The organism is Cognatishimia activa (assembly GCF_017798205.1).
In the GTDB taxonomy this organism is placed as follows: domain Bacteria; phylum Pseudomonadota; class Alphaproteobacteria; order Rhodobacterales; family Rhodobacteraceae; genus Cognatishimia; species Cognatishimia activa_A.
In genome coordinates this window covers 1045096-1060654 of record NZ_CP060010.1, presented here as the reverse complement: position 1 = coordinate 1060654, position 15559 = coordinate 1045096, and the positions used below count along the sequence as shown (strand labels likewise).

Below are 15559 nucleotides of genomic sequence, written 5' to 3'. Positions count from 1 at the left end.
GTGTCACCGATATCTTGTCATTCTCTAAAATTGGTTATAATAGTTTACCAAAATGGAGGAAGGCATGGAGCTACCCACCCCAGATTCGTTTGTTCTGTCGCGCAAGGCCGAGATCGTGGCCGCGTTGCAGGCCGTTCTGCCTGAAGGCTGCGTGATCGACGCGCCGGAAGAGACGCGCGCTTATGAATGTGATGCGCTGACCGCCTATCGCTGCCCTCCGCTGGCGGTGGTTTTGCCGGAGACAACAGAGCAGGTCGCCGCTGCGTTGAAGGTGTGTCACCAGATGAATGTCCCTGTTGTGCCGCGTGGGGCAGGCACGTCCCTGGCGGGTGGGTCTATGCCAACCTCTGACAGTGTCGTGCTGGGTGTGGCGCGGCTGACGGATGTTCTGGAAACAGACTATCCCAACCGGTTCATCCGCGTTCAGACGGGTCGTACCAATCTTAGCGTCTCTGGAGCGGTAGAGGAAAACGGCTTCTTTTATGCGCCAGATCCCTCGTCGCAATTGGCTTGCGCGATTTCTGGCAATATCGCCATGAACTCTGGTGGCGCGCATTGTCTTAAGTACGGCGTCACCACGAACAACCTTTTGGGCGTCACACTGGTGACGATGGAAGGTGAAATCGTCGAGATCGGCGGGGCGCATATGGATGCCTCGGGTCTGGACCTTTTGGGGGTCATTTGTGGATCCGAAGGCCAGCTTGGCGTTGTCACCGAAGCCACGCTGCGCATCCTGCCAAAACCCGAAGGCGCGCGGCCTGCGTTGATTGGGTTTGACGACAATGCGGTCGCAGGGGCTTGCGTGAGCGACATTATCAAAGCGGGCATCCTGCCGGTGGCCATCGAATTCATGGACCGTCCTTGTATTCGTGCAACCGAGGCCTTCGCAGGCGCGGGCTATCCCGATTGCGAGGCTTTGCTGATCATCGAAGTCGAAGGCTCGGACGCCGAAATCGACGCGCAACTCGCGCGGATTTCCGAGATCGCTCGGAAACACGATCCGGTTGAGCTGCGCGAAAGCCGCTCTTCTGATGAAAGCGCAAAGATTTGGTTGGGGCGCAAGTCTGCCTTCGGCGCGATGGGACAGATCAACGATTACATGTGTCTGGACGGCACGATCCCCGTGTCAGAACTGCCTTATGTGCTGCAACGGATCGGGGAGTTGTCCAAGGATTATGGGCTGGGCGTCGGCAACGTGTTCCACGCGGGCGACGGCAATATGCACCCCCTGATCCTGTTTGACGCCAACAAACCCGGAGACCTCGAGAAATGTGAAGCTTTTGGGGCAGATATCCTCAAGCTTTGTGTCGAGGTGGGCGGCTGTCTGACCGGAGAGCACGGCGTGGGCATCGAGAAACGTGACCTAATGAGCCACCAGTATACGCCCGAAGACCTTGAGGCGCAGATGAAGGTTAAGGACGTGTTTGATCCCAAGTGGCTTCTCAATCCGGCCAAGGTCTTCCCATTAGACACAAGCGAGAGCCGTCGCGGTGCGCAAGGAGCCGCAGCATGACGACGGATATTCTAAGCCCACAGTCCGAGGCGGATTTGGCGCAGGTCATTGCATCCGCGAATGCTCCGCTTTCGATCCAAGGGGGCGGTACGAATGGTATGGGCATCGCCGACGCGACCCGCCTAAGTACGGCTGGTCTGAATGGCGTGACCCTCTATGAACCGGGGGCATTGACGCTGGTTGCTAAGGCGGGGACGCCGGTTGCGGATATCTCGGACATGCTCGCCAAAGAGAACCAGCGCCTTGCGTTTGATCCAAGAGACCTGCGCGGGGTTCTGGGTACCAAAGGCGCGCCGACGATTGGCGCTGTAGCAGCGATGAACAACTCGGGACCTGCGCGTGTGACGGCAGGCGCATGTCGCGATTTCATGCTGGGCGTGCGCTTTGTCGATGGTTCTGGCGACATCGTCAGCAATGGCGGGCGCGTTATGAAGAATGTGACGGGTTATGATCTGGTCAAGCTTATGTCTGGCAGCCATGGCACGCTCGGGGTTCTGACAGAGGTCAGCCTCAAGGTCTTGCCGACGCCTGAGATGACCGGCGTCTTGCTGTTGAACGGTCTTTCGGACGCCGACGCCGTCGCCGCGATGAGTGCGGCATTGGGTGCGCCTTACGAGGTGACCGGCGCGGCGCATGCGCAGTCGGGTGTTGATGCACATCCCGTGACCATGATCCGGATCGAAGGGTTTGAGGAGTCTGTGACCTATCGCTTGGCGCAACTCAAAGAGCTGTTGGGCCGCTTTGGAGACGTCGCGATTGAAACTGATCCGGCGCGGACCAAGGCCGGTTGGGCTTGGGTGCGGGACTGCTCGGTCTTTGAAGGCAAAGTGGGCAATCTTTGGCGGGTCTCGGTGAAGCCTTCCGATGCGCCGGGCTTGGTGGCAAAGCTCGCGCCAGAGAATGCGCTCTATGACTGGGGGGGAGGGCTTATCTGGATGGTCTTGCCAGACAGCGTGGATCCGCGCGCTCAGATGGGGGGGCTGCCAGGTCATGCAACGCTCATGCGCGGCACAGGCCATGACCGCTTTCATCCAGAAGCGCCGGGGGTGGCGAAGCTCACCCAGTCTTTGCGCAAGAAATTTGATCCACGGGGCATCCTGAACCCCGGTTTGATGGGGTAAGCCATGCGGACGGAATTTACGGAACAGCAGCTGGAAGCCCCCGATTTCCAGCGCAGCAATGAAATCCTGCGGGCCTGTGTGCATTGCGGGTTTTGCACGGCAACATGTCCGACTTATCAGGTCTTGGGCGATGAGCTCGATAGCCCGCGGGGTCGGATCTATCTGATCAAGGACATGCTGGAAAACGAGCGGGTGCCGGATGAGAAAACGGTCAAACATATCGACCGCTGTCTGTCCTGTTTGGCCTGTATGACGACCTGCCCTTCGGGTGTGCATTATATGCATTTGGTCGATCACGCGCGTGCCTATATTGACGAGAACTACAAACGGCCGTTCACAGATCGTGCCCTACGCTGGGCGTTGGCGCAGATCCTGCCATACCCCATGCGCTTCCGTCTGGCGCTTTTGGCGGCCAAGATCGGACGACCTTTCGCGCCGTTGATCCCTGATGCGCGGATCAAAGCGATGCTCAAAATGGCGCCAAAACAGATCCCGCCTGTCAGCCGCAACGATGATCCTCAGAGCTTCACGTCTGAAGCTCCGCGCAAGATGCGGGTCGCCTTGATGACAGGTTGCGCGCAAAAGGCGCTCGATACGGATATCAACGACGCCACGATCCGGGTGCTGACGCGCTTGGGCTGTGAAGTGGTCGTAGCCGAAGGCGCAGGTTGTTGTGGCGCGCTCACACACCATATGGGCAAGACGGACTTGAGCCACTCCAGCGCGGCTGCGAATATTCGCGCGTGGCGCAAGGAAATGGACGGCGAGGGACTAGATGCGATTGTCATCAACACCTCGGGCTGCGGCACGACGGTCAAAGACTATGGCCATATGTTCCGCAATGAGCCATTGGCCGAAGATGCGGTGAAGGTGTCTGAGATCGCGATGGATATTTCCGAGCTGCTGACCAAGCTCGACATTCCGGCGCTGCCAGAACAGGACATGACTGTGGCCTACCACGCGGCCTGCTCCTTGCAGCACGGTCAACAAGTGAAAACCGCACCTAAAGATGTGCTCAAGAAGCTGGGGTTCAAGATCGTAGAGCCTGCTGATCCGCATCTCTGTTGTGGTTCTGCGGGGACCTATAATCTTCTGCAGCCGGAAATTTCCGGCCAACTCAAGGCACGCAAAGTCAAAACGCTTGAGGCCAAGTCGCCTGACCTGATCGCAGCAGGCAATATCGGCTGCATGATGCAGATCGGTTCGGGCACCGAGGTGCCGATCCTGCATACGGTCGAATTGGTGGATTGGGCCACCGGGGGGCCGCGCCCGGCGAAGCTCCCCGCCTCATTTGAGACACAACTGCGGCAATAGCGGGCCAAAGACTCCGCGACAAAGCCTCAAAGCGACCCTAGTTTCGCCCCTTGGGGATCCGATCTTGCTCTGGATTGAAACCTGGAGCTGTCATGATCAGATCCCTATGCCTTGCCGCGGCGCTTGCCATTGCCGCGCCTGTCCTTGCCAAGGACCTCACGCCTTTAGAGCAGTCGATGTCGACGGCTCAGATGCAAGCGATTGGCAGGCTGGATATAGGCGACACGGGGTTTTGTACGGCCACTTTGGTGTCCTCAGATCTTGTTCTGACCGCGGCGCATTGCCTTTATGATCGCAAGACTGATCGACGTTTAGATGTCTCAGAATTCAGGTTTAACGCAGGTCTCAGGCGCGGGAATGCCGTCAGCACGTTGCGTGTGAAACGCGCGGCCATCCACCCGAAATATATTCGTGCCAAAAAAGGTGAGCTGAGCAATATGCGCTATGACGTGGCTTTGCTTCGGCTGAGCGAGCCGGTGAACCTTTTTGATGTCGCAAGCCTTGGCGTGTCGACCCCGCAATTGGGGCGCAACGTGGGTGTTGTGAGCTATGCCAGAAACCGTGCGGATACGGCGCTGACGCAAAGCTCTTGTGATATGTCCGCGCGTCCAGAAGGAGTTTTTGTGACGACCTGCCAAGCCGGTTTTGGCACCAGCGGCGCGCCTGTGGTGCAGATCCAGCAGGGCCACCCGCGTGTGGTTTCCGTGGTTTCCGCGATGGCGAAGGCCAATGGAGAACCCGTGTCTTTGGCAGTTGGCGTGAGTAATGTTTTGGCGACGCTGACCTCGGCAATAGGCTCTTAATCCGTGAAGAGTTTAACTGCGCTCGCTTTTGGGATTTTCGCTTCTTTTGCGTCCGCTGTGCAAGCAGGCAGCGCGTTGGAAGTCATGGAAAACCGCGGCGATATGCTGGGATGGGAGGCGGTTGGTCGCCTCGATTTGCCATCGGGCTTCTGCACGGGTGTTTTGATTTCCAAAGATCAGGTGTTGACGGCGGCGCATTGCCTGTTTGAACGCAAGACAGCGCGCAAAATCGACGTCAAAGGTGCGGTATTTCGGGCGGGTTACCTGAACGGCCAGTCTCTGTTTGAACGCCGCGTGGTGTCCTACACGATGTCGCCAGAGTTTCGCTACAACGGCCCCATTATGATGGCCAAGGACGCCGCATTGGATGTCGCCATTTTACGTTTGGATCGGCCTGTATCCTTTCTGGAAGCCTCCCCCTTTAAGATCCACCAAGGCCACGACCGTGCCGATCGTGTGCAAGTTATGTCCTATGGCCGGGGTCGCGCCCAGGCGATGAGTTGGCAACCCGAGTGCAATGTCATGCGCCAGAACGCGCAGCTCTGGGAGTTTGACTGCGACACGACCTTTGGATCTTCAGGTGCTCCGGTGTTTGCTATGGAAGACGGTCGCATCCGTGTTTTGTCGCTCGTATCGGGGAACTGGCAGACTGAGGCAGGTGAAAACCGCACCATTGGTATGAAGCTAAATGGCATTGTCGACAGGCTGAGCAATGCTGCCCGTCCACAGGGCCTGCCGCAGGTTTCAACCGGCGCAAAACGCATCACAGTGGATCAAAATCGCCCCGCGAGCGGCGCAAAATTTCTCAAGCCTTGAAACGCGAAATTCCCGTTCATATCTCATCCTCATCGGACGCCGAAGTCGGGTCCGGGACATAACCGCCTGTCCCCAATGGGAAGGCCCAAAACGTTGTCGCTTTGAAAGGATGACTCTATGCGTAGCTTTGATTTCGCACCGCTCTACCGTGCCTCTGTTGGCTTTGACCAAATCGCAGACATGATGGATCGCGTTCTGACCTCTGATGTGTCGGTGCCCAGCTATCCCCCTTACAACATTGAGAAAACCGCAGATGATGCCTACCGCATCTCGCTCGCTGTCGCCGGCTTTGCCGCCGAAGACCTGGCCATCGAGGTCAAGGAAAACGCGCTGATCGTGACTGCAAAAAAGACGCCTGCGAAGGATGAGAAAACCTTCCTGCACCGTGGCATTGCAACCCGTTCCTTTGAACGCAAGTTCCAGCTGGCCGATCACGTGAAAGTCACCGGAGCGAGCCACGAAGACGGCATGCTGCACATCGAGCTTGTGCGCGAAGTGCCTGAGGCGCTGAAGCCCCGTCGCATCGAAATCGCGCGTGGCAAGCCTGCGATTGAAGCGGATGTGGTCGACGCGAAGGCTGTCAACTAACGGCACTTATCAGTTTTCTAGATGATCAAAGCGGGGGCATCTGCCTCCGCTTTTTGTTTTGCTGTGACAGGCTTGGAGGTGTGTTTCCAAGTTGACCCTGCCTAGCCGTCGGTCATAGGCTCTGTCCTCGGAGGACTGCCCATGCACGCGTTACTGAGCCAAGACCACATTGATGCTTTTCAACGCGATGGCGTTGTCCTGATCAAAGGCATGTTTGCCGATCACGTTGAAACCCTGCGTGCGGGCATAGATCGCAACATGGCAGAACCAGGCCCTTACGCGGCCGAAAACCTCAAAGAGGGCGAGGCCGGCCGGTTCTTTGATGACTATTGCAACTGGACGCGCATTCCCGAGTTTGAAGAGGTGATCCGCACTTCTGCAGCCGCCGAGGTCGCGGCGGATTTGATGGGATCATCGCGCGTTCAGGTGTTTCACGACCATATTCTGGTCAAAGAACCCGGCACGTCCAAGCCGACGCCTTGGCATCAGGACGGGCCTTATTATTTCGTCGACGGTACTCAAAACGTCAGCTTCTGGTCTCCGGTCGATCCTGTGACCGAAGCATCTTTGCGCTGCGTGGCGGGGTCTCACAAATGGGAAAAGCCGGTCTTGCCGACGCGCTGGCTGTCAGAAGAGAATTTCTATCCCGATGAGGACGCCTATATGCCGGTGCCGGATCCGGATGCCGAGGGCATGGAGATCCGGGAATGGGCGATGGAACCGGGCGACGCTGTGGCGTTCAACTTTGCGATCTTACATGGCGCGCGGGGCAATGAAGCCAAGGCGCGGCGGCGGGCGTTTTCTTTGCGCATGATTGGGGATGACGCGCGCTATGTCGAACGGCCGGGGCGCACATCTCCGCCATTTCCCGGGCATGATATGGTCGCGGGGCAGGTGTTGCGAGAAGATTGGTTTCCAGTGATCTTTGAACGCTAGGCTGAGCGCCAGCGTAGCCAGAGAGACCCGGTGCCAGACAATAGGATCAGGATCAGTCCAAGCATTGCAACGGGATCAGGTGCGTCTCCGAAAACCCAGAGTCCGACGGCCGTCGCGGAAATAAGCTGTGTGTAAATCAGCGGGGCGATCAGGCTGGCTTCGGCACGACGATTGACCACGACGAGCAGATAATTTCCAGATGCGGATCCAAGTGCGCTGCCGAGGATCAAAAGGTAAAGCGCGGCTGATCCCTCGGGCAACGGGATCGAGGCCCCCAAGGGCGCTAGAAGTATGCTGCCAACAACAAGTTGCGAGAGGAGTAAGAGCCTAGGGCGTGCCTCATTCGCAACTACCCGGGTGGCAACCAGAAAACAGCCGTAAAACGTACCTGCCAAGAGCGCAAAACCGATGCCAGGGCTCATGTCAAAGCCGGGCCTTACGACCAGCATGACGCCACCAAAGCCAAGGGCAAGCAGCAGGCTGCGGCCAAGCGTTGGGCGCTCACCAAGGAGAAAGATAGCCAGAACATAGGCGACCACAGGCCCGATGAAGAACGCGCCAAAAACATTAGCGATGGGTTCTGTTTTCAAGGCGGTGAGGATAGACAGGATCCCTCCTGCAATCAGAGCACCACGCAGGATGATGCGCCAGTTCAGCAAGCCTTTGATCTCGTGCAACCGAATGCCGCTGATGGGTAGGATCACCAATGCGCCGATGAAAAACCGCGAGAAGGCGATAAAGGCAGGATCGACTCCGCGTTGCCCCAACAGCTTGCCGCAGGTATCCCCGATGACGATCAATGTTACTGATATAAAGACCAGAGCTGCGAGGCGAGTAAGATCCTGAAATGTCATGGCTGCCCCTTTCGGCTGCAGCATAGGCGAGCGGTACTCGACCACAAGCCCAATAAAAAGCCGCGCGAAGGAGCTCCGCGCGGTGTCGTTGATTTAGATTGAAGTCTTAGAAATTGCGGCTCTCGATATTGCCAATGTTCATGAAGATCGTCTCGCCAGAGTGATCATCCACGCCGTCATTGTCGGTTGAGAAAATCGCAGTACCGTCTTCAAAGATCGCAAGACCCTCGACTTTGTCCAGAACATAGCCACCGGTCGAGGTCAGGTCCGGGATCAGGTCACGGACCAGCTCTTTTTTGACCACAGGCAGCGCACCGCCCAGAGGCGCTGGCGCCATATCGGACAGAGCCACGCGGTAGATCTTTTTGGTCACCGCGCGCGCGTCATGCTGGTTGTCGCGCTCGATGATGTAGACATAGTCGCCATGGGCTGTGATTTCCGAAAGGCCAACCCAACCTTTGGCTGGCTCGGCTTTTTCATAATGCACCGCGCCCCATTCTTTGGTCTTCAGGTTATAGGCCACCAGTTTCACATGGTTTTTCGGGTCATCTTTCCATTCGCGCTGAACTGGCATCCACAGGGTGTCGCCGACGCGGGTGATGCCCTCAAAGCCAAAGCGTTTCTCAACCGCCATCAGCTCGGCAGGCAGGCCGATTTCGCCCTTGCGGTTCTTGATCACGCCCTCTGCAGAGACGTGATAGATCGCATGCGGGATCACACGCTCGGTGCGGCCTTCGGATGCAACATAAAAGCCGCCCTTGCCGTCCAGCGTGATGCCTTCCATGTCGATCTGTTGCGCTGGATTGCCGTCTTGGCGGACAACGCGGATCGCATCGACGATTTTCGCAGGGGTTTGGGTGGTGTCGATCTTAAAGATCGTCGGTTGGAACAGATAGAAGCTGTCGTTAACTGCCCAGATGATCCCGTCCTTGTCAGCCACCATGCCAGAGATCGCGCCCCAACCGGTCAGCTCGTCCATGTCTTCAGAGGTGAGGTGTGGGTAAACTGCAGGTGCTTCTTGTTGCTCAAAGATCATGACATGCGCACGCGCGCCGCCGTCTTCGATCAGGTCTTTTTCGTTCGCAGAGACCAGCAGGCTGCGGGATGGGATTGTCACGTAACCCTCTGGGCCGACACCGGATGGGAGCAGTTGTTCCAGAACCGGAGCGGCAGGGTTCGTGACGTTATAGACGCCCACAACGGAGGCACGTTCTGCGCCGACGAAGACAAATGGTGTTCCGTTGAAGACGTCGAATGTTACGGACTCAGGCTCGACACCTTTAGAGTCGGAACGTTTGTCAGGGTAGTGGCCGATCTGCACAATGGCGTGCTCGAAATCAGTGCCGCTTTCGTAAACAACGGTGCCATTCTTGTTGAAGATGGTCCAGCCGCGCGAGCCGCCGTTATAGTCGCCTTCGTTCGCGGTCGCGAAGTGGTTGTCGTCGATCCATGCCACCGCATCCGGCTCGCGCAGGCGACCCATTTGGGTTTCTGTGAAAGACAGGATCGCGCGTTCGTCGGTGGCGTCGATGTTGGTCAGGTCAACCGCACCTGCAGAGAAGTGGTTCACGATCTCGCCGTCTTTGGACACAACAACCATATGGTTGTTTTCCTGAAGGCTGATCACCGTTTCACCCAGTCCGTTGATGGACACATATTCCGGCTCTGGATCGCTCGGCGCGATGTCTGCGAGGCTACGTAGGTCCACCATTTTCAACGACGCGCAGTCCAGGCCACCTTTGGTTGTGTTGATCATCACTAAGTTGCCAGCTGGCAGCTGAGGGATGAGGCCGTCGTTCAGGTCTTCGTCACGCTCGTTTTCGATGGCGACAGAGATGAAGGCGCCGTCTTTGGACTTCGCGATGGAGTCAGGCTGACCGCCCAGATCACAGGACGCCAGTTCCGCACCGGTTGCCACGTCGATGGCTTTCAGCATGCCGGAGGGGGCGGTGTAGCTTTCGGATGTGTTCACGCCGACATAGGCGGTCGCACCGATCACAGCGACAGAGGTCGGTTCGCCTGGCAGAGCGATATTGCCAAGAGGCTGCGGGTTTGCTGGATCGGTGATGTCGACGCGGCCAAGCGCTTCGAGAGGGCTGTCGGTGTAGACCAGGGTCATCCCGTCGGCCGTCACATCGATGATCTCGGGGCTGGTTTCGCGTTTAGTGTCTTCGCCCGCCGCCATGTTCAAAGGCGTGGCAAAGCTTGCGATACGGTTAAAATTCATTTCGGCGTGGGCCAGACCAGCGGTCAGGGCTACGGCCGATGTCAGGCAAAGGAAACGCGCAGACATCAATCCCTCCATTTTCAATATAGGTGGGGGCGGGATGACGGGCGGGTGTTAAGCCTATGTGACGTGAGCGCAGCGGTTTTATGACAAAGCGGGTTAGCCGTGTGGATAGGCCGCACTGTAGCTGGGGAGGAGGTCGCCTTCGGATGAGGTGGCGGCATAGACGCCTCGGGCAATTGCGCGGGCAAGGCAGGTGGCTGCGGCATGGCCAAGCAGGATTGGATCGGCGAGAGGGTCTTGGATCGGCCTCGCATTTGTGGACACGCCAAAGACGAGGTCTCCGTCCATTGGGGTATGGGACGGAACAAGTGCGCGCGCCATTCCGTCATGCGCGGCGGTGGCAAAGCGGGTCAGTTCTGCTTTGGAGAGGTCGGCATCTGTGGCGACAATGGCGATCGTGGTGTTCTGGTCAGACAGTTTGGTTTTGGGCCATGCGGTTTGAATTTTGGCCGCGCAGCCGCGTCCGCCAAATTCCTTGCCGATTTCCCACGGGGCGGCCCAGAAATTGCCGGTGTCCGGTACAACCGCATCCCCGAGCGCGTTGACAGCGACGAGCGCTCCGACGGTGTGACCGGAGGGAGTGAGGAGCGATGCCGAGCCAAGACCGCCTTTGAACGAGGCGGTGGTTGCGCCTGTTCCAGCGCCTTGCGTGCCTAGGGTGAAGTCCTCTGATGCATCTGCGAGGGCTGCTTTTCCCAATTCGTAGTAAGGCGAGCGGCTCCAGCCTTTGTCGCCGCCATTGAGCAGATCAAACAAGATCGCAGAGGGCACAATCGGCACGTTCTGATCCGCGACCAGAAAGCCTCGGCCATCTGCGCGAAGCTTGTCCGCGACGCCAGAGGCCGCGTCCAAACCAAAGGCGGATCCGCCCGACAGCACCAAAGCATCGACTTTTTCGACGGTTTTATCCGGCGCAAGCAAGTCCGTTTCCCTTGTACCCGGTGCACCACCCATGACGTGCACGGCTGCGGTAAAGGGTGCGTCGGCCGTCAGAACCGTGGTCCCTGACTTAACCCGTGCATCCTGTGCATTGCCGACCTTGAGGCCCGCGACATCGGTGATCAGGTTCTTTGGTCCGGTTTGCATGGTCTGGTCTCGCATTGCTTGAATGCGAAGCTAGCCCTGCTTTTTCATCCCGTCCAGTTGCGCTTGGATTTGATCCAGCCGCGCCATGACTTCTTTGCGGTAGTCGCCAGTCTGCTCATCCACATCGCTTTCATGCGCGTCCTGCATCGAGTTCACCATGAGACCGACCAAAAGGTTCACCACGGCGAAGGTGGTCACCAGAATAAAGGGCACAAAGAACAGCCATGCAAAGGGGTAGACCTCCATCACAGGGCGCACGATGCCCATGGACCAGCTTTCCAGCGTCATGATCTGAAACAAGGAATAGCCAGAGCGACCGAGTGTGCCGAACCAGTCTGGGAAGGCGTCGCCAAAGAGGTTCGTGGCCATAACCGAGCCGATGTAGAAGACGATCCCCATCAATAGGAACACCGATCCTATACCCGGCAGAGCCAAGACCAGCCCCTCGACCACGCGCCGCATCCGGGGGGCCGCAGAGACCACGCGCAACACGCGCAGCACGCGGGCTGCACGCAGGACCGACACATTGGAGGCACCGGGGATCAGCGAGGCGGCGACGATGACCAAGTCAAACATAGACCAGCCATTGGTGAAAAACGCCATGCGGCGGGCGTAGAATTTCAGCAAAAGCTCGGCGACAAAAATCGCGAGGCACGTGCGGTCAACTAATTTGATTAAGGTCCCGTATGAGTCGGTCATGGTGGCCGATGTCTCAAGCCCCAATGTCGCGGCATTGACCAAAATGACCGCAAGGATCGCATTTTGGAATCGGGTGCTGTCCACCAGACGCGCGATTTTCTCTCTTTGGGTCATGGGGCCTCCTGTGGGGCAAAGTGACTGCAAAAACCTCGCGCGCTGCGTAGCAATCCGCGCGGCTGGCCTTCAAGTAGAATTTGCACATGAAGTGGCAAGCCCGCGAAAATCGCGTAAGGAATGGGCAGTGGGGAAAATCTGGCGGGGCTTCACCCTAGGGATTTCACGCCCGAGCCCCTATGTTATGGGGGAACGGGAATAAGGGGACTTTCTCAATGGCAGGTTTTGCTCGGCTTTTGATCATCGCCTTCGTGCTTTTGACGGTGCTGTATTTCGCGCTTTACTTCCATCTGCGCGCGAACCGGCGTGATCGGCTGTTGGCCGAGTACGAAAGCATGGGTGCTGAGGCGCAGGAAACCAAAGTCAGCCAAGAGTTACTCGCCTATGAAAGCCGCTTGCGCCGCGGCCTCATCCTTGGGGTTTACATCCTGCCGTTTGTGGCGATGGTGGCCACGATCTATTTCACCAATTTTCACTGAAGGAGCCCTCGATGGCGTATGTTAAATGGGGCTTCTGGGGCACGTTCTGGCTCTTGGTTTTTGCGGTGTTTCACTACACGTTGCCGCAGAACGATATTGTGCGGATCGTGAATACTTATGAGGAACGCCAGGAGCTGAACGATTGGACGCGGATGTTCTGGTCCAGTCCTGATGCGCAATCGGCAGAGCTGACCAATCGCGACGTGCAGTTCATTCAGGGCGTGAAACCTGACGGCGAAGCCATGGTCTATCGCAATGAGGACACTGGCTGGGGCTGGCCGTTCTATTTCAAATTCGACACGGCGAACCTTTATACCGAGGCCAATGACGCGATCTCGACCAAAGACGCGCCGGAATGGGTGGCTGTGCGCCACTATGGCTGGCGCAACGAGTTCCTGTCTATCTTTCCAAATGCCGTGCGTATTCGCGTGGTCGAGGGGCCAGATGTCAGTTTTATCCCATGGATGAACATCATCATCCTGACCATCTTTGCGGCGATCTTTTGGTCAATCCGCGTGCGCTGGGTCCGGTTCCGCCGTGCGCGCATTGATCCGGTGATCGAAGACGTCGGTGATAGCCTCGCTGACGCAGGCGATTCAATCGCTGAAAGCCGGGGGCGTTTGCGCGGATGGATTGATCGGATGCGCGGGAAATAATCCCGCGCAGCGCGTTTAGAAATCGCGACTGATTAGGAAATCTGCGCTAAGGTTCACGGTGCGATAGGTGGACAGACCTGCTTCGCCAAATCCTGTGAACATCCATGAATCTCCTAAAGGATATTCCACGCGGCCAGACACAAAGGCGCGGGCTTCGATGCCGTTGTCGTGGTCGACAAAGCTTCCATTGGCCGCGCCGATGGTCACGCTGACCGGATCGCCCCAGTACTTGCGGAACTGAACACCTGCGGACATGTCAAAGGGGATCGGGCTGTCGATTGTGGTCCAGCTGAGCTTCGGCGTCAGGCTCGCCACATGCGTGGTGCGCGCGCCAAAAGTAGCGTTGTTGGTCGCGCCGGATTCCGTGTAGCCATCGGTTTCCAAGGCCACATATCCAAGTTCCAGATCCATCATCAGGCCCGGCTGCAGACGACGGGCGTAGCTTAGCGATGGCGCGACAAAGCTTTGGTCATAGGCCGCAGTCGCCGTTTCCCAGCCGCCGGCAATCGTGTTGTTCTGAATTTGGCGCAGTGCGTCATTGCTGGTGCGGCCAGCCGATAGGGACCAGTTCAGATCACACCTTCCAGATCGAACGTGCCATAGAGGCCAGCAACCAGAGTTTCACTGTCGGTCTCAAAGCTATTTGCCAGCTTCGCGCGGGCATCATTGACGCCAGCATAGAAGCCGAGGCTGTCTGAGAGCGCGAAGCCAGCCGTGATCTGGCCGCCGCGGGTGGTGAACCCTCCACTGTTGGAACTGCTTAGGCCTTGAGCAAAGTCGGTGGACAGTTGGATCCATGGCCCCGCGCGATTTGGCGTCAGGCCTTGAGTCGCCACATCGTTGCGCCCGGCACGGGATTGGCCTTGGGCCGTCGCGTGCAGATTTGAAGCGGTATTGGCCGCTTGGGACAGCCCGTTGAAATTCTGGTCCAGGTTTACGACGTAGATCGTGTTGCCGTCCTGAACGAACGCACCACGCGCGGCTGTGATCGTGGTCGGGTTGCCGCCGTCAGTGGTGAAGGCTCCGTTGAACCCCGCGCCGATATTGAAAGTCGCGTTAGCCCCATCAAAGCTGAGCAGGCCCTCAGTTCGAGATCCAAAGACCAGGTTCAGCGTGCTGTTGGCACCATTCAGGTCATAGGAGTCCGATCCACCGACAACGACGCCGTAGTTGGTTACGACAACTCCGGTGCCATTGGTTTCTATGCCGTCTTGTGTCGCTGTTATTGTGCCGCGATTGACGATCACATCATTGTCGCCGTCAGTATCGATACCATCGTCGCCCGCGGTGACCGTGCCAGTGTTGGTCACGATGGCGCCGTCTCCGAACAGGTAGAAGCCATCAAATGTCGAGGTGATCGTGCCGTTGTTCGTGGCGCGTGTGTTGGCTCCGTTGACGGCGATACCGTCGGTGCCCGCATTCATGGTGCCATTGTTGATGACGGTTGTGTTTGCGCCATTCACGTTGACTGCATCAAAATGCGAAGAGGTGATCGTGTTGTTGTTAATGATCGTGTTGTTGGTGCCCAGAAATGCCACGCCAGCTGTGGCGAAAGGTGTGATTGGCGGGAACACCGGAGGTACTGCGTTGGTCGCTGACAAGATGCCATTGTTAGTCAGGGTAAAGAAATCAACCTCGTTGCTGACTGCTTCGTTTACTGTCACCTGAATAGAGCCGCTGGACGTGATCGTCATCGTATCGTGGTCGTCATAGCCAATGCCCGCGTTGGTTACGGTCTCGGCGGTGTTCACGACAAAATCCGCGGCAATTGCACCGGAGGCAATAGACGAGGTTACGAGAAGAGTGGCTAAAGTGTTGAACTTGCGACCCATGGTCATCCATTCACTCCGTTGGCTTTTTACTGGCTAGAGAGTCGATCTAGGGCGAGTCGCCGCTAAAGGTCTATGCAACGTAAGTTATATGCCAAAGGCTAGAGGGTGCGGCGATGCAAATGTGTCACAAATGTGGCGGCGATTGTTTCCAGTTTGGAAAAGGTCAATGATCTGAGCGCCTTGCGCTGAACGCATATCGGGCTTGCGGAATCGCATCTACCACGAGCGCTACGGCCCGCGTATCACCCTGTCATCGAAACGACGCTCCCGAAAGGATGTCACCATGACCAAACTCGCTTCTGTTTTTGCCGCGACTTTTGCCAAAATCGCCGCCGTCGCGAAGTCTTCTGAGGCATGCGACCACTGGACGGATTACCTGCACACTCCTGCTAAGTAAGCAGCGTAGTCTTTCCATCAAAAAAGCCCGCAAGATGTTGCGGGCTTTTTGATTTTGGGGG

General features: G+C 57.5%; 15 protein-coding genes. 9 read left to right on the top strand and 6 right to left on the bottom strand.

The window, feature by feature from the left end; all coding sequences use genetic code 11:
* Positions 1 to 64 precede the first annotated feature (64 nt).
* From HZ995_RS05120 to HZ995_RS05090, 7 genes are all read left to right on the top strand, one after another.
* Positions 65 to 1513, top strand: coding sequence for an FAD-linked oxidase C-terminal domain-containing protein (locus tag HZ995_RS05120; RefSeq protein WP_209357598.1), 1449 nt, complete (start codon positions 65 to 67; stop codon positions 1511 to 1513).
* Complete coding sequence (locus HZ995_RS05115) at positions 1510 to 2634, top strand: FAD-binding protein (protein ID WP_209357597.1); 1125 nt, start codon at positions 1510 to 1512, stop codon at positions 2632 to 2634. The genes HZ995_RS05120 and HZ995_RS05115 overlap by 4 nt, the downstream gene beginning before the upstream one ends.
* 3 nt (positions 2635 to 2637) lie before the next feature.
* Complete coding sequence (gene glcF, locus HZ995_RS05110; RefSeq protein WP_209357596.1) at positions 2638 to 3948, top strand: glycolate oxidase subunit GlcF; 1311 nt, start codon at positions 2638 to 2640, stop codon at positions 3946 to 3948.
* 92 nt (positions 3949 to 4040) lie between these two features.
* Positions 4041 to 4751, top strand: a complete 711-nt coding sequence (locus HZ995_RS05105) for a trypsin-like serine peptidase (RefSeq protein ID WP_209357595.1) — start codon at positions 4041 to 4043, stop codon at positions 4749 to 4751.
* 3 nt (positions 4752 to 4754) lie between these two features.
* Entirely contained in the window at positions 4755 to 5567 is an 813-nt protein-coding gene (locus tag HZ995_RS05100; RefSeq protein WP_209357594.1) for a trypsin-like serine peptidase, read from the top strand.
* Positions 5568 to 5684: 117 nt separating this feature from the next.
* The gene (locus HZ995_RS05095) at positions 5685 to 6155 is read left to right on the top strand and encodes an Hsp20 family protein (RefSeq protein WP_209357593.1); all 471 of its coding nucleotides are present in this window, start codon (positions 5685 to 5687) and stop codon (positions 6153 to 6155) included.
* A gap of 141 nt (positions 6156 to 6296) precedes the next feature.
* Positions 6297 to 7091: a phytanoyl-CoA dioxygenase family protein gene (locus HZ995_RS05090; protein ID WP_209357592.1), complete on the top strand. Its 795-nt coding sequence runs from the start codon at positions 6297 to 6299 to the stop codon at positions 7089 to 7091.
* Here the strand turns inward: HZ995_RS05090 and HZ995_RS05085 are convergent.
* The 4 genes from HZ995_RS05085 to HZ995_RS05070 all read right to left on the bottom strand — a co-directional run bounded on the left by HZ995_RS05085 (position 7088) and on the right by HZ995_RS05070 (position 12134).
* The gene (locus HZ995_RS05085; protein ID WP_209357591.1) at positions 7088 to 7945 is read right to left on the bottom strand and encodes a DMT family transporter; all 858 of its coding nucleotides are present in this window, start codon (positions 7943 to 7945) and stop codon (positions 7088 to 7090) included. The two genes, HZ995_RS05090 and HZ995_RS05085, sit on opposite strands and share 4 nt — an antisense overlap.
* Before the next feature lie 106 nt (positions 7946 to 8051).
* A complete protein-coding gene (locus HZ995_RS05080; protein ID WP_209357590.1) occupies positions 8052 to 10238 on the bottom strand; it encodes an esterase-like activity of phytase family protein in 2187 nt (728 codons plus the stop codon).
* 93 nt (positions 10239 to 10331) lie between these two features.
* Positions 10332 to 11321 carry a P1 family peptidase gene (locus HZ995_RS05075; RefSeq protein ID WP_209357589.1) on the bottom strand — a complete coding sequence of 330 codons (990 nt, stop codon included), beginning with the start codon at positions 11319 to 11321 and terminating at the stop codon, positions 10332 to 10334.
* A gap of 30 nt (positions 11322 to 11351) precedes the next feature.
* Positions 11352 to 12134 (bottom strand): ion transporter, encoded by a 783-nt coding sequence (locus tag HZ995_RS05070; RefSeq protein WP_209357588.1) that lies wholly within the window; start codon positions 12132 to 12134, stop codon positions 11352 to 11354.
* A 215-nt stretch (positions 12135 to 12349) separates the two neighbouring features.
* Here HZ995_RS05070 and HZ995_RS05065 point away from each other — a divergent pair, with 215 nt between their 5' ends.
* Positions 12350 to 12613 (top strand): hypothetical protein, encoded by a 264-nt coding sequence (locus tag HZ995_RS05065; RefSeq protein ID WP_209357587.1) that lies wholly within the window; start codon positions 12350 to 12352, stop codon positions 12611 to 12613.
* Between the two features lie 11 nt (positions 12614 to 12624).
* On the top strand, positions 12625 to 13269 hold the full coding sequence (locus HZ995_RS05060) for a DUF1523 family protein (RefSeq protein ID WP_209357586.1): 645 nt from the start codon (positions 12625 to 12627) through the stop codon (positions 13267 to 13269).
* A 15-nt stretch (positions 13270 to 13284) separates the two neighbouring features.
* On the opposite strand, the gene HZ995_RS05055 is transcribed toward HZ995_RS05060, so the two are convergent.
* Together HZ995_RS05055 and HZ995_RS05050 are read right to left on the bottom strand one after the other, a co-directional pair.
* Positions 13285 to 13800: a hypothetical protein gene (locus HZ995_RS05055; protein WP_348521227.1), complete on the bottom strand. Its 516-nt coding sequence runs from the start codon at positions 13798 to 13800 to the stop codon at positions 13285 to 13287.
* Positions 13801 to 13838: 38 nt separating this feature from the next.
* Complete coding sequence (locus HZ995_RS05050) at positions 13839 to 15107, bottom strand: hypothetical protein (RefSeq protein ID WP_209357584.1); 1269 nt, start codon at positions 15105 to 15107, stop codon at positions 13839 to 13841.
* Positions 15108 to 15559: the final 452 nt, after the last annotated feature.

Coding starts and splice junctions, on each gene's coding strand:
- HZ995_RS05120 (WP_209357598.1), top strand. CDS start 65: ATGGAGCTACCCACCCCAGATTCGTTTGTTCTGTCGCGCAAGGCCGAG.
- HZ995_RS05115 (WP_209357597.1), top strand. CDS start 1,510: ATGACGACGGATATTCTAAGCCCACAGTCCGAGGCGGATTTGGCGCAG.
- glcF (WP_209357596.1), top strand. CDS start 2,638: ATGCGGACGGAATTTACGGAACAGCAGCTGGAAGCCCCCGATTTCCAG.
- HZ995_RS05105 (WP_209357595.1), top strand. CDS start 4,041: ATGATCAGATCCCTATGCCTTGCCGCGGCGCTTGCCATTGCCGCGCCT.
- HZ995_RS05095 (WP_209357593.1), top strand. CDS start 5,685: ATGCGTAGCTTTGATTTCGCACCGCTCTACCGTGCCTCTGTTGGCTTT.
- HZ995_RS05090 (WP_209357592.1), top strand. CDS start 6,297: ATGCACGCGTTACTGAGCCAAGACCACATTGATGCTTTTCAACGCGAT.
- HZ995_RS05085 (WP_209357591.1), bottom strand. CDS start 7,945: ATGACATTTCAGGATCTTACTCGCCTCGCAGCTCTGGTCTTTATATCA.
- HZ995_RS05080 (WP_209357590.1), bottom strand. CDS start 10,238: ATGTCTGCGCGTTTCCTTTGCCTGACATCGGCCGTAGCCCTGACCGCT.
- HZ995_RS05075 (WP_209357589.1), bottom strand. CDS start 11,321: ATGCAAACCGGACCAAAGAACCTGATCACCGATGTCGCGGGCCTCAAG.
- HZ995_RS05070 (WP_209357588.1), bottom strand. CDS start 12,134: ATGACCCAAAGAGAGAAAATCGCGCGTCTGGTGGACAGCACCCGATTC.
- HZ995_RS05065 (WP_209357587.1), top strand. CDS start 12,350: ATGGCAGGTTTTGCTCGGCTTTTGATCATCGCCTTCGTGCTTTTGACG.
- HZ995_RS05060 (WP_209357586.1), top strand. CDS start 12,625: ATGGCGTATGTTAAATGGGGCTTCTGGGGCACGTTCTGGCTCTTGGTT.
- HZ995_RS05050 (WP_209357584.1), bottom strand. CDS start 15,107: ATGACCATGGGTCGCAAGTTCAACACTTTAGCCACTCTTCTCGTAACC.